The sequence below is a fragment of the Pantoea sp. PvP021 genome (genome assembly GCF_054056055.1).
On sequence record NZ_JBSRXX010000003.1, the window covers coordinates 302,379 to 315,162 of the forward strand.

General features: G+C 56.4%; 12 protein-coding genes and 1 other RNA gene. 9 read left to right on the plus strand and 4 right to left on the minus strand.

Annotation, left to right across the window (positions count from 1 at the left end; genetic code table 11):
• Positions 1-89: 89 nt before the first annotated feature.
• Entirely contained in the window at positions 90-713 is a 624-nt protein-coding gene (gene argO / locus ACVKSX_RS13015; RefSeq protein WP_010671062.1) for an arginine exporter ArgO, read from the plus strand.
• A gap of 143 nt (positions 714-856) precedes the next feature.
• Complete coding sequence (locus tag ACVKSX_RS13020) at positions 857-1,579, plus strand: oxidative stress defense protein (RefSeq protein WP_064690347.1); 723 nt, start codon at positions 857-859, stop codon at positions 1,577-1,579.
• 297 nt (positions 1,580-1,876) lie between these two features.
• Here the strand turns inward: ACVKSX_RS13020 and ACVKSX_RS13025 are convergent, their stop codons facing one another.
• The gene (locus tag ACVKSX_RS13025; protein ID WP_010248822.1) at positions 1,877-2,782 is read right to left on the minus strand and encodes a LysR family transcriptional regulator ArgP; all 906 of its coding nucleotides are present in this window, start codon (positions 2,780-2,782) and stop codon (positions 1,877-1,879) included.
• A gap of 182 nt (positions 2,783-2,964) precedes the next feature.
• Here ACVKSX_RS13025 and rpiA point away from each other — a divergent pair, with 182 nt between their 5' ends.
• Complete coding sequence (gene rpiA, locus ACVKSX_RS13030; RefSeq protein WP_010248819.1) at positions 2,965-3,624, plus strand: ribose-5-phosphate isomerase RpiA; 660 nt, start codon at positions 2,965-2,967, stop codon at positions 3,622-3,624.
• 279 nt (positions 3,625-3,903) lie between these two features.
• Positions 3,904-5,142 carry a phosphoglycerate dehydrogenase gene (gene serA, locus ACVKSX_RS13035; RefSeq protein WP_010248817.1) on the plus strand — a complete coding sequence of 413 codons (1,239 nt, stop codon included), beginning with the start codon at positions 3,904-3,906 and terminating at the stop codon, positions 5,140-5,142.
• Between the two features lie 344 nt (positions 5,143-5,486).
• Here serA and ACVKSX_RS13040 read toward each other — a convergent pair whose 3' ends face one another.
• The 3 genes from ACVKSX_RS13040 to zapA all read right to left on the minus strand — a co-directional run bounded on the left by ACVKSX_RS13040 (position 5,487) and on the right by zapA (position 6,724).
• Entirely contained in the window at positions 5,487-6,080 is a 594-nt protein-coding gene (locus ACVKSX_RS13040; RefSeq protein ID WP_010671060.1) for a 5-formyltetrahydrofolate cyclo-ligase, read from the minus strand.
• A 92-nt stretch (positions 6,081-6,172) separates the two neighbouring features.
• Positions 6,173-6,355: non-coding RNA, 6S RNA (gene ssrS, locus ACVKSX_RS13045), on the minus strand.
• A 39-nt stretch (positions 6,356-6,394) separates the two neighbouring features.
• A complete protein-coding gene (gene zapA, locus ACVKSX_RS13050; RefSeq protein ID WP_008925677.1) occupies positions 6,395-6,724 on the minus strand; it encodes a cell division protein ZapA in 330 nt (109 codons plus the stop codon).
• 170 nt (positions 6,725-6,894) lie between these two features.
• Between zapA and ACVKSX_RS13055 the strand changes: the two genes are divergently transcribed.
• The 5 genes from ACVKSX_RS13055 (at position 6,895) to gcvT (ending at position 12,763) form a co-directional block, all read left to right on the plus strand.
• Positions 6,895-7,473 carry a YecA/YgfB family protein gene (locus tag ACVKSX_RS13055; RefSeq protein WP_354438840.1) on the plus strand — a complete coding sequence of 193 codons (579 nt, stop codon included), beginning with the start codon at positions 6,895-6,897 and terminating at the stop codon, positions 7,471-7,473.
• Positions 7,474-7,519: 46 nt separating this feature from the next.
• A complete protein-coding gene (gene pepP / locus ACVKSX_RS13060; RefSeq protein WP_354438839.1) occupies positions 7,520-8,842 on the plus strand; it encodes a Xaa-Pro aminopeptidase in 1,323 nt (440 codons plus the stop codon).
• The gene (gene ubiH / locus ACVKSX_RS13065; RefSeq protein WP_346554489.1) at positions 8,839-10,017 is read left to right on the plus strand and encodes a 2-octaprenyl-6-methoxyphenyl hydroxylase; all 1,179 of its coding nucleotides are present in this window, start codon (positions 8,839-8,841) and stop codon (positions 10,015-10,017) included. The genes pepP and ubiH overlap by 4 nt, the downstream gene beginning before the upstream one ends.
• A 13-nt stretch (positions 10,018-10,030) precedes the next feature.
• Complete coding sequence (gene ubiI / locus ACVKSX_RS13070; protein ID WP_010671056.1) at positions 10,031-11,233, plus strand: FAD-dependent 2-octaprenylphenol hydroxylase; 1,203 nt, start codon at positions 10,031-10,033, stop codon at positions 11,231-11,233.
• 432 nt (positions 11,234-11,665) lie between these two features.
• Positions 11,666-12,763: a glycine cleavage system aminomethyltransferase GcvT gene (gene gcvT / locus ACVKSX_RS13075; protein WP_354438837.1), complete on the plus strand. Its 1,098-nt coding sequence runs from the start codon at positions 11,666-11,668 to the stop codon at positions 12,761-12,763.
• The last annotated feature ends 21 nt before the right edge of the window (positions 12,764-12,784 follow it).

The window sequence follows — 12,784 nt, forward strand, 5'->3', positions numbered from 1 at the left end:
TGCTAATCGCAGATTAATTCTTTCAATTTCCGCTAATCATCCTCTCTCTTTATACTTCTCCTCCTCTAACGATGTGAGGAAATAATCCTGTGTTATCTCTCTATTTTCAGGGGCTTGCCCTGGGCGCCGCGCTGATTCTGCCGCTGGGACCGCAGAACGCTTTTGTGATGAATCAGGGCGTGAAGCGTCAGTATCATCTGATGACGGCGGCCCTCTGCTCGCTGAGTGATATTCTGCTGATCTGCGGTGGGATCTTTGGCGGCAGTGCCTTGCTGAGCCAGTCTCCACTGCTGCTGATGGTGATCACCTGGGCGGGCGTAGCCTTTCTGTTGTGGTATGGCTGGGGCGCACTGCGTAGCGCTTTTCGCGGCGACGCCGATCTGGCGGATGGTGAGCCATTAAAGCAGAGCAGGGGACGCATTATCGCGACGCTGCTGGCAGTGACCTGGCTCAATCCGCACGTCTATCTCGATACCTTTGTGGTGCTGGGCAGTCTTGGCGGTCAGTTGCCGACCACCACTGCGCGTCAGTGGTTTGCGCTGGGCACCATCAGTGCGTCGATCCTGTGGTTCTTTGGTCTGGCGCTGCTGGCCGCCTGGCTGTCACCACGCCTGCGCACCGCCAAAGCCCAGCGCATCATTAACCTGCTGGTAGGCGCGGTGATGTGGTTTATCGCCCTGCAACTGGCGCGCCAGGGCATTGCCGGATTTTGATCCCAACGTCGATCCGGTGCGGTTATTGCCGCGCGGAGGCCGAACTTTTGCCATAATGACCACTCAAAGCATGGCGCATACCGATGCGCTGTTGGGCTTCGCCGGTTGGAAGCCGTCATAGTACCTTTTCAAGGAGGACTTTCATGAAACTGAAAGCATTGGCTCTGGCCGCAATCATGAGCGCCGGGGCATTGCCTGGCGTATACGCTGATGAGTTACCGAACGGGCCACACGTGGTGACCTCAGGCAAGGCAACGGTCGATGCCCGTCCCGATATCGCCACGCTCTCTATCGTGGTGAACGTGTCGTCAAAAGATGCCGCAGATGCGAAAAAGCAGGCGGATAGCCGGGTTGCACAATATTTCGATTTTCTGCAGAAAAACGGCATTGAGAAGAAAGATATTGATGCGGCAAACCTGAGCACCCAGCCTGAGTACGATTACACCAAAGAGGGTAAATCCGTCCTGAAAGGCTACCGTGCGGTGCGTCAGGTGCAGGTAACCCTGCGTCAGCTGGACAAGCTGAATGATCTGCTGGACGGGGCGCTGAAGTCCGGTCTGAATGAGGTGCGTAGCGTCGAGTTAGGCGTGGCAAATCCGGAGAGTTACAAAGAGCAGGCGCGTAAAGCAGCGATTAAAAATGCGACTCAGCAGGCATCACAGCTGGCTGAAGGCTTTAACGCGAAACTGGGATCAATCTACAGCATTCGTTATCAGGTCGCTAACTATCAGCCGATGCCGATGAACCGTATGTATAAAGCGGCTGCAGCGGCAGATACCTCGGCGCAGGAGACTTACGATCAGCAGAGCATTAACTTTGACGATCAGGTTGATGTGGTGTTTGAGATCAAGCCCAATACGCCATAGTGCAAAACGGGGCTGATGCCCCGTTAAGACTGCCGATGAATCTCAGGATCTGACCGCAATGAATAAATTCAAAGCGAAGGGAACATGGTCAGAGGAGGAAAGCGTCCCGCGCCATGGACGGCGCGGGCCGAGCGGCCAGGGATTGGCTTAAGCGCCTTTCCGATCTGACCTTGTTCCCTGAGCCAATCCATCCTTACAGCCCGATCTGACCTTGTTCCCTGAGCCAATCCATCCTTACAGCCGTTCGGGGCATAATTTGTCAGCAGTAAAAACGGGGCTTTCGCCCCGTTTTTGTTTTCAGGCTGCGACGTCATCCTGACGCAGTACCCGATGTCCATGCGCAATGAGCGCATCGGTCACCCGACGCATTAACCGGCTTTCCGGTGCAAAACGATGCCAGTAGAGCATCCGGCGCTGACACAAGCCTGGCGTCAGATCAATTAACTCACCGCTCGCCAGCTCACGCTCAATCTGCAGATGCGGGATCATACAGCAGGTCGAACCCTGTCGCGCCATCTGCACAAAGGCTTCAGAGGAGTTCACGATGTGGCAGGGCACACTGCCCGGTGAGAGATCAAAGTTCTGTTGCAGGAAGGCCTGATGCATATCATCAAGATGGTCAAACGCCACCGCAGGCGCTTTCAGCAGGGCAGAGCGGGTGACGCCGTTGGGGAAGAAGCGATCGGCAAAGTCGCGCGACGCTACAAACAGGTAGTCGAGCGCACCGAGCTGATCCACCAGGCAACTGGGCAGCGGCTGCGGCTGAATACTCACCGCACCCACCACTTCACCACGACGCAGACGCTCCTGGGTGCGGGTTTCATCTTCGACCTGCAGATTCAGGCGTACAGGGGAATCTGCCAGCACATCTTTCAGCGCAGGCAGCAGCCAGGTCGCCAGACTGTCGGCATTGACCGCCAGCGACAGCAGCAGTGGCGTGGTGCCACTGTTCTCATCGCCCAGCCACTCCTCTTCCAGCAGTTCCACCTGGTGCAGCAACGCCAGCAGTTTCTGACCCTGTTCGGTCGGACGTGGTGGCACGGTTCGCACCAGCAGCGGCTGACCAAACAGATTCTCCAGCTGCTTGATACGCTGTGAAACCGCTGACTGGGTGATACATAATTTTTGAGCGGCACGCTCAAATCCGCGTTCGCGGATCACTGAATCCAGCGCCTGAAGCGTTCGATAATCCGGGCGTTTCATTATTCTTCTCTCTCCTTCAGGATGGATGTCACTATGCCACAAAAGTATCACCTGTGATGGCTCTCTTGTTTTTTGTGGGCTGGCTTCCAAAGCGATAAATCCATGTCGGTCAGCCGAGCATTTTCAGCAAGCCTTGTTTTATACTACGCGCACTTCGTTGTCGCACAGGTTTTAAACATACCATGACCCAGGATGAACTGAAAAAAGCCGTTGGCTGGGCTGCACTTGAGTACGTGCAGCCGGGCACCGTTGTTGGTGTGGGCACCGGATCCACCGCTGCCCACTTTATCGATGCGCTTGCCACGGTCAGGCATCAGATTGAAGGTGCCGTCTCCAGCTCGGATGCCTCAACCCAGAAGCTGAAGAGCCTGGGTATTCAGGTGTTCGACCTGAACGAGATTGACCTGCTGTCGGTGTACGTAGATGGCGCGGATGAGATCAACCCACAGATGCAGATGATCAAAGGCGGCGGCGCGGCGCTGACGCGCGAAAAGATCGTGGCCGCCGTGGCTGAAACCTTTATCTGTATCGCTGACGCTTCAAAAGAGGTCGATGTGCTGGGCCGTTTCCCGCTGCCGGTCGAGGTGATCCCGATGGCGCGCAGTTATGTGGCGCGTCAGCTGGTGAAAATGGGCGGCTTGCCTGAGTATCGTCAGAACGTGGTCACCGATAACGGCAACATTATTCTCGATGTGCATAATCTGCGCATTCTCGATCCCATTGAGCTGGAAAAAACCATCAACGCCTTGCCTGGCGTCGTTACCGTGGGCCTTTTTGCCGCGCGTGGTGCCGATATTGCACTGATTGGCGGGCCTGATGGCGTGAAAACCATCAAAAAATGATCTGTCCGGCGTCGATGCGGCGTCGGTTATTTCTGCCTGCAAATCATCTTTTCTCGCTGCGGTGAAATTTGGTGACTTATGTCACATAACCGTCATCGGCAGTGGGTTCGTTCTCTCTTCCAGTCCGACCTCCTTATTTTGTCCGGCAATGTGCTGCCGTCAGCCGCTGCCGTGCTGGCGGCTGGGCAATCGTTTGTATTGCCCGACGCGATTTTTTTGATATTTTGACAGAAGGCTGGCTTATGGTAGTCCTCATTGAATGCTGAATAGGATCGGGAAATGGCAAAGGTATCACTGGAAAAAGATAAGATTAAGTTCCTGCTGGTGGAAGGTGTCCATCAGAGCGCGCTGGAGAACCTGCGGGCTGCAGGTTATACCAACATCGAATTCCATAAGGGCGCACTGGATTCCGACGCGTTAAAAGCATCGATCCGTGATGCACACTTTATTGGTATCCGTTCCCGCTCCCAGCTCACTGAAGAGATTTTTGCGGCGGCTGAAAAGCTGGTCGCCGTTGGCTGTTTCTGTATCGGTACCAACCAGGTTGATCTGCAGGCGGCTGCCAGCCGGGGGATTCCCGTGTTCAATGCGCCGTTCTCAAATACCCGCTCGGTTGCGGAGCTGGTGATTGGTGAGATGCTGCTGATGCTGCGTGGCATCCCGGAAGCGAATGCGAAAGCACACCGTGGCATCTGGAATAAGATTGCCAAAGGCTCATTTGAAGCGCGTGGCAAAAAACTGGGTATTATCGGTTACGGCCACATCGGAATGCAGCTGGGCGTGCTGGCAGAAAGCCTGGGTATGCATGTTTTCTTTTACGACATTGAAAACAAGCTGCCGCTGGGTAATGCCACGCAGGTACGCCATCTGGCCGATCTCCTCAACATGAGCGATGTGGTCAGCCTGCACGTGCCGGAAACCGTCTCTACACAGGATATGATTGGTGCAGAGCAGCTGGCGCAGATGAAGCCTGGCGCGCTGCTGATTAATGCCTCACGCGGCACGGTGGTGGATATCCCGGCGCTGTGCGATGCGCTGGCCAGCAAGCATGTGGGTGGCGCAGCCATCGACGTCTTCCCGAGCGAGCCAGCTACCAACAGCGAGCCGTTTATCTCTCCACTGAGTGAGTTCGACAACGTGATCCTGACGCCGCACATTGGCGGCTCGACGGAAGAAGCGCAGGAGAACATCGGCATTGAAGTGGCGGGCAAGCTGGCGAAATACTCCGATAACGGCTCGACTCTCTCGGCTGTTAACTTCCCCGAAGTGTCACTGCCGATTCACGGTATCAGCGCCAGTCGTCTGCTGCATATCCATGAGAACCGCCCTGGCGTGCTGACGGCCATCAACCAGATTTTTGCCGAGCAGGGCATCAACATCGCCGCCCAGTATCTGCAAACCTCGCCGTTTATGGGCTATGTGGTGATTGACATTGATGCAGAGCCGGAAGTGGCCGAGAACGCGCTTCAGCTGATGAAGGCGATTCCGGGTACTATCCGCGCCCGTCTGCTTTACTAAGCGCTACCAACCTGAACAGGCGCTTAGTTGCGTCTCTTCAGGTAGTTAATACAGGCTGTCCCGATTTGCTGTAAGACCGAGACTGCGAAGAGAACACGGTCAGATCGGAAAGATGCAAAAGCCGCCATCCATGGCATGCCCGTCCCGCGCGATTACGCACCTCATCCCTGAGGTGCGCCCGTAACCGGGCCAACGCGTTGCGTTGTTCAAAAACGCTCCCGGCGTTTTTATCCGGGCGGTGGGACGCTTTCCTCTTCTGACCATGTTCCCTGCGCGTTAAGCTATTTCATTGCTGCCAGATGCGCCCAGGTATGGGTTTTCACTTGGCTGCAAAAGCGACTCTTCTACTCCCACTGCCAGAGTTTTGATGGCGTCATTACCGCCGGCAACGGCACATCCCATTCTGCCACCGGCAGGCTATCGACCTGCTGACAATCGTGTGCCAGGCCCACCGGCAAAAAACCGTGCTGCCGCCAGTTCTGCAGGGTGCGATCGTAGAAGCCGCCGCCCATCCCCAGACGCTGTCCATGCTGATCAAACGCTACCAGTGGCACCATCATCAGATCCAGTTGATCAAGGGTGATCACCTGCCGGATATCCAGCGGCGGTTCAGGAATGCGCAGCTTATTTTTGAGCAATGGGGTATCGGGCGAATAGCGCAGAAACAACAAATTACCGGGGGAGAAGGGGTGTAAAACCGGCAGACAGACCGTTTTCTTCAGATGCCAGAGGCGGGCAATCAGCGGACGGGTATTAAGTTCGCCATCCACCGACAGAAACAGGGCAATATTGCGCGCTTCAGTCACCGGGGCGTAGTTGAGCGCATGTTCAGCGAGCTGCTCAGCGGCCTGCGTTTGCTGCTCATCGGTAAGTGCCCGTCGCAGATGTCGCACATGCTGGCGAATCGCCTGACGCTGGGTCATTGAAGGTTCAGACATGGAAGGTTCAGACATGATTTCCCCGCCGGATAAGTCGCTGTTGAGCGACTATAACATGTCAGTCAGGGGAAAAAAGCAGGACTACAGGAAGAGAGATCTCCGAGATGCCGCCGTAGGCTGTAACCCTTGAACCCTTGGTTCAAGGTGAACATGCCGTCATAACCATCAGGCTTCTCGGACGAACCGAGCATGCACACAGGTTACGAGCGTCACATTCTGTTTTTTCGAAATATCGGCTCAGGGGACTGGCCCACATGCAAACATCTCAGAGAAAATTTACCTCACCGTTACTTAAGTATAGCAACCATGAAGTTTTATTCGAACTTCGCACCCTCACGCTCAGAGATGCGACCCTGCTCAACTAATGCCTGTTCAATCGTCTGCTGCAACATACGGATACGCTGTTCCATATTAGCAGCATAATCGCGCGTTTTCACTTTCTCTTGCGCCAGCTCGTGGCAGACGTTTAACGCGGCGATGAACACCAGTTGTTCTGTATTGGTGACTCTAGTGCGAACTTTTAGATCTTGCAACCGTTGATTGAGATCTTCAGCCGCGCTATTGAGCGCATCTTGCTGCTCTGGCGGACAATTTACTCTCAACGAACGACCAAAAATTTGTAAATCTACCGGTTGTGCAGACATGCCACCTTCCTGACTGATTACTTCGCTCGCAACTCCCTTAGCAGTCAATGGCTTGGGAGGCGGGCAACTATATAGACCCACGAAATAAGATACAACCCCTTTTCTGGAAACCTTGAGGCAGCTAGTGGTAGCATAACACGAACTTATTCTGCCAACGACGATGAAAACTTATGTCCTTACAGAACGCAACCCCCGATTACAACGCGCTCGCGGCAGTGCTCTCACAGCAGGGCGTAGGAATGACGCCCGCAGAAATGCACGGCCTGCTGAGCGGGATCCTCTGCGGTGGGAACCAGGACACCAGCTGGAAGACGCTGGTACACGATCTGGCTAACGAAGGCATGGCGTTTTCACACACTCTTGCCGTGCCGCTGGCGGAGCTACACGAGCATACGGCGACTACGCTGGAAGATGAAGGCTTCCTGTTTCAGCTGCTGCTGCCTGCTGACGACGACATCACCGTCTTTGACCGTGCCGACGCGCTGGCGGGCTGGGTTAACCATTTTCTGCTCGGCCTGGGCGTAACACAGCCTAAACTGGATAAAGTCACCGGCGAAACCGGCGAAGCAATCGATGATCTGCGCACTATCGCACAGCTCGGTTACGAAGAAGATGAAGACCAGGAGGAGCTGGAGCAGTCGCTGGAGGAGGTGATTGAGTATGTACGTGTCGCCGTGCTGCTGTGCCACGATACGTTCACCCGCCCGCAGCCAACCGCGCCAGAAGTGCAAAAACCGACGCTACACTAATTTCAGGTCAACGAGTTAAACCGGTCAGTTTACAGGGAGTGCAGAGATGATTTCACTGGAACGATTCCTGCAGCGTCGTCAGGCGCTGCTGGCGAAGATGGTGCCTGGCAGCGCAGCGTTAATCTTTGCTGCGCCAGAAGTGATGCGCAGTAATGACACCGAATATCCGTTCCGCCAGAGCAGCGACTTCTGGTATTTCACCGGTTTTAACGAGCCGCAGGCGTTGCTGGTGCTGATCAAAAGCGATGAGAATCATAACCACAGCGTGTTGTTTAACCGCGTGCGCGATCCTGCGGCGGAAACCTGGTCTGGCCGTCGCCTGGGTCAGGAGGCCGCACCCGACAAACTGGGCGTCGATCGCGCTTTACCCTGGAATGATATTGGTGACCAACTGCACCTGCTGCTGAATGGCCTGGATGTGGTTTACCATGCGCAGGGCGAATATGCCCACGCGGACGCACTGGTGTTCAGCGCGCTGGATAAGCTGCGTCGCGGTTTCCGCCAGCATCTCAGTGCGCCCGATACCCTCACTGACTGGCGTCCCTGGGTGCATGAGATGCGCCTGTTTAAAGATGCGGATGAGATTGAACTGTTACGTCGCGCCGGGAAAATCAGTGCTCTGGCGCATACCCGCGCCATGCAAGCCTGTCGGCCAGGCCTGTTCGAGTATCAGCTCGAAGGGGAAATTCAGCACGAATTTAACCGTCACGGCGCGCGTTTTCCCTCCTATAACACCATTGTGGGTGCCGGAGTTAACGGCTGCATTCTGCACTACACCGAAAACGAAAGCGAAATGCGCGACGGCGATCTGGTGCTGATCGATGCAGGCTGTGAGTTCCACGGCTATGCAGGCGATATCACCCGCACCTTCCCGGTTAACGGCAAATTCAGCCCGGCGCAGCGCGCGATTTATGACATCGTGCTGGCTTGCCTCAACCGCTCGCTTGAACTGTTCCGGCCAGGCATCAGCATTCGTGAAGTGAATGATGAAGTGGTGCGCATCATGGTCACCGGGCTGGTGGAGCTGGGCATCCTGGAGGGCGACGTCGATACATTGATCGCCGAGGAAGTCCATCGTCAGTTCTATATGCATGGCCTGGGCCACTGGCTGGGGCTGGATGTGCATGATGTCGGCCACTACGGCACCCCGAGCCGCGACCGCGTACTGGAACCGGGCATGGTGTTAACCGTCGAGCCGGGTCTTTATATCGCACCGGATGCCGACGTGCCCGCGCAGTATCGCGGCATTGGTATCCGAATCGAAGATGACATTGTGATCACTGAAGATGGCATTGAAAATCTCACCGACAGCGTCGTGAAAGAGGCGGATGAGATTGAAGCACTGATGGCGGCGGCAAAACAGGCATGACGATTCTGATTGCCGGTGGCGGCATGACCGGGGCGACGCTGGCGCTGGCGATCTCCCATCTGACCCAGGGCACTCTGCCGGTAACGCTGATTGAAAGCAGCGAGCCTGGCAGTCGGGCGCATCCCGGTTTCGATGGCCGCGCTATTGCGCTCTCTGCCGGTACCTGCCAGCAGCTTGCGGACATCAATCTGTGGCAGCACATCGCCCGTTGTGCCACGCCGATTACCGACATCCATGTCTCCGATCGCGGTCACGCCGGTTTTGTGTCGCTGGCGGCGGCTGACTACGCTATTCCGGCGCTGGGACAGGTTGTCGAGCTGTTTGACGTCGGTCAGCGTCTGTTTGCGGAACTGAAAAAAGCACCCGGCGTAACGCTGCGCTGTCCGGCTCGTGTCATCCAGGCTAACCGCCATGAGCAGCAGGTTGAGGTGACGCTGGACAGTGGCGAACAACTCAGCGGCAAACTGCTGGTGGCGGCGGATGGCACGCGCTCTGCACTGGCGGCTTCGTGCGGCATTCAGTGGCAAAGAGACGACTATCAACAGCTTGCCGTGATTGCCAATGTCTCCACCGCGCTGCCTCATCAGGGCCGGGCATTTGAACGTTTTACCGAACATGGCCCGCTGGCGCTGTTGCCGATGTCCGGCAATCGCCTGTCGCTGGTCTGGTGTCATCCGGTTTCACAGCGTGAACGCATTGAGCAGTGGAGCGAGGCTGAATTCCTCAGCCAGCTGCAGCGTGCCTTTGGCTGGCGGCTGGGTAAATTCACCCATACCGGTCAGCGTGAGTATTACCCGCTGGCGCTGCACCGGGCGATGTCGCCGGTGACGCATCGCGTGGCGGTGGTGGGCAATGCGGCGCAGACGCTGCATCCGATTGCCGGGCAGGGCTTCAACCTGGGCCTGCGCGATGTGATGTCGCTGGCTGAAACGCTGGCAGCCGCCCATCGGCAGCACCAGGACCCCGGCAGCTATGCGGTGCTGCATCATTACCAGCAGCGTCGTCAGCCCGACCGCGCTGCCACCATCGGTATCACCGACGGACTGGTTCGCGTCTTTGCGAATCGCTATGGCCCGCTGGTGGCAGGACGTAACCTGGGCCTGCTGGCGATGGATCATCTGCCGTGGTTAAGAAATCAACTGGCTGAGCGCACGCTTGGCTGGGTTAAGCGTTAATAAAGAGGCTCAGATGCAAACTTTTGATGTGGTGATTGCCGGTGGCGGTATGGTGGGACTGGCGGTGGCCTGCGGCTTGCAGGGCAGCGGACTGCGCATCGCCGTACTGGAAAAATCACCGGAGCCACCGCTGGCGCTGAGTGCGTCACCGTCAGTTCGCGTGTCGGCAATCAATGCCGCCAGCGAACGGCTGCTGCAGAAGCTGGATGTCTGGTCGACCATTCTCTCGCTGCGCGCCAGCGCTTATCACGGTATGGAAGTGTGGGATAAGGACAGTTTCGGCTCCATCGCCTTTGATGATGAGCAGCAGGGCCTGTCGCATCTGGGACATATCATCGAAAACCCGGTGATCCACAATGCGCTCTGGCAACGTGCCAGCGCCTGCAGCGACGTGACGATAATGGCACCTTCGCAGTTACAGCAGGTCGCGTTTGGTGACAACGAAGCCTTTGTTACCCTGCAGGATGGCAGCATGTTAAGTGCGCGATTAATGATTGCCGCTGACGGCGCTAACTCCTGGCTACGCAACAAAGCCGATATCCCGCTGACCTTCTGGGATTACGATCACCATGCGTTAGTGGCTAATGTCCGTACTGAGAAGCCGCACGACGCAGTAGCGCGCCAGGTGTTCCACGGCGACGGCATTCTGGCTTTCCTGCCGATGCAGGATCCGCATCTCAGTTCCATCGTCTGGTCGCTCTCGCCGCAGGAAGCGAGCCGTCTGGAAACCATGCCGGAAGCGCTGTTCAATCAGCAGCTCTCGGTGGCGTTTGATATGCGGCTCGGCCTGTGCCAGCTGGAAAGCGAGCGCAAATCGTTTCCGCTGGTGGCGCGCTATGCCCGCAACTTCGCGGCACACCGTCTGGCGCTGGTGGGCGATGCGGCTCACACCATTCATCCGCTGGCGGGTCAGGGCGTTAACCTTGGGTTTATGGATGCCGCCGAGCTGATCGGTGAGATTCGCCGTCTGCATCAGCAGGGCAAAGATATTGGTCAGCACCTCTATCTGCGTCGCTATGAGCGCAGCCGTAAGCACAGCGCCGCAATGATGCTGGCGGGAATGCAGGGCTTCCGTGAAATGTTCGCAGGCAATAATCCGGCGAAAAAATTGCTGCGCGACGTGGGTCTGAAACTGGCTGACCGCCTGCCGGGTGTTAAACCCATGATGCTGAAGCAGGCGATGGGCCTGAATGATCTGCCCGCCTGGCTACGCTAAATCCGCCCTTCTGATAAGCCAGCTTCTGCTGGCTTTTTTTATGCCTGACACCGCTCTGCACCACAAAAAGGCAACGCTGCACCAGCACAGGTCTTCGTTTGATTTATTCTAATTTTGCGGGCTAATTCGCATTACTTTTTCTCATTCTTCTGCCCGCTGGTCGCGGGATTTTTTTAACATCCTGAATGCCATCCCGCATAAATTTGCTGCGTATATTTAAAATCCCTGCATTTATTGCGCGATTAATCACAAAATTGCAGTTTTATATCCTGTTAGCAGCCGTTCCTGGTTAGGCTGTGCCTCTGCTTTCGACCCCGGTTTGCTTATGGTTAATCGTCAGATTCGGTGGTAACGTCAGCCCTAAGAGAACGTTTGCGTCGGCACTGAATTCCGGCGCACTTTTGCACTCACTCGCTTCTGCACAGGATGGTTATGACTCAGCAAACACCTCTGTTTGAACAGCATCAGGCCTGCGGTGCCCGCATGGTGGATTTTCATGGCTGGATGATGCCGCTGCACTATGGCTCCCAGATGGATGAACATCATGTAGTGCGCACCGACGCCGGTATGTTTGATGTCTCTCACATGACCATCGTCGACCTGACAGGCCCGCGTACCCGTGAATTCCTGCGCTACCTGCTGGCAAATGATGTGGCAAAACTGACCCAGCCAGGCAAAGCGCTCTACACCGGGATGCTGAATGCCTCGGGTGGCGTCATTGACGATTTGATTGTTTACTTTATGAGCGAAGAGTTCTTCCGCCTGGTGGTGAACTCTGCCACCCGTGAAAACGATCTCGCCTGGATCACGCAACACGCGCAGGGCTATGGCATTACGCTGACGGAACGCGACGACCTGGCGCTGATTGCCGTGCAGGGTCCGCAGGCGCAGCAGAAGGCTCAGACGCTGTTCAGCGAGGAGCAGCGTCAGGCTGTTGCCGGCATGAAGCCATTTTTCGGCGTGCAGTCAGGTGACCTGTTTATCGCCACCACCGGCTATACCGGCGAAGCGGGATATGAGATTGCTATGCCTGCAGAGGAGGCGGCCGATTTCTGGCAGCGTCTGCTGGCTGCTGGCGTTAAACCTGCCGGACTGGGCGCACGTGACACGCTGCGTCTGGAAGCGGGTATGAATCTGTATGGTCAGGAGATGGATGAAGGCGTTTCACCGCTGGCTGCCAACATGGGCTGGACGGTCTGCTGGGAACCTGCTGACCGCGATTTCATCGGCCGGGAAGCGCTGGAACTGCAGCGTGAACGCGGTACCGAAAAGCTGGTAGGACTCATCCTCACAGAAAAAGGGGTGCTGCGTAACGGCTTGCCGGTGCGTTTCACCGATGACCAGGGGCAGCCGCAGGAGGGGATCATCACCAGTGGCTCTTTCTCTCCGACGCTGGGTTGCAGCATCGCCCTGGCGCGCGTACCGACCTCAGTCGGCAGCACCGCCATCGTTGAGATCCGTAACCGCCAGATGCCGGTCCAGGTTACCCGTCCCGTTTTTGTCCGCGCCGGTAAACCGGTCGCTCAGTAAATTTTATTCAGGAGAAATGGC

Excerpts from the sequence above, each read along its gene's own strand:
- pepP (WP_354438839.1), top strand. The coding sequence starts at position 7,520 with ATGATTTCACTGGAACGATTCCTGCAGCGTCGTCAGGCGCTGCTGGCG.
- ACVKSX_RS13040 (WP_010671060.1), bottom strand. The coding sequence starts at position 6,080 with ATGTCTGAACCTTCAATGACCCAGCGTCAGGCGATTCGCCAGCATGTG.
- serA (WP_010248817.1), top strand. The coding sequence starts at position 3,904 with ATGGCAAAGGTATCACTGGAAAAAGATAAGATTAAGTTCCTGCTGGTG.
- ACVKSX_RS13055 (WP_354438840.1), top strand. The coding sequence starts at position 6,895 with ATGTCCTTACAGAACGCAACCCCCGATTACAACGCGCTCGCGGCAGTG.
- zapA (WP_008925677.1), bottom strand. The coding sequence starts at position 6,724 with ATGTCTGCACAACCGGTAGATTTACAAATTTTTGGTCGTTCGTTGAGA.
- ubiH (WP_346554489.1), top strand. The coding sequence starts at position 8,839 with ATGACGATTCTGATTGCCGGTGGCGGCATGACCGGGGCGACGCTGGCG.
- ubiI (WP_010671056.1), top strand. The coding sequence starts at position 10,031 with ATGCAAACTTTTGATGTGGTGATTGCCGGTGGCGGTATGGTGGGACTG.
- rpiA (WP_010248819.1), top strand. The coding sequence starts at position 2,965 with ATGACCCAGGATGAACTGAAAAAAGCCGTTGGCTGGGCTGCACTTGAG.
- gcvT (WP_354438837.1), top strand. The coding sequence starts at position 11,666 with ATGACTCAGCAAACACCTCTGTTTGAACAGCATCAGGCCTGCGGTGCC.
- ACVKSX_RS13025 (WP_010248822.1), bottom strand. The coding sequence starts at position 2,782 with ATGAAACGCCCGGATTATCGAACGCTTCAGGCGCTGGATTCAGTGATC.
- ACVKSX_RS13020 (WP_064690347.1), top strand. The coding sequence starts at position 857 with ATGAAACTGAAAGCATTGGCTCTGGCCGCAATCATGAGCGCCGGGGCA.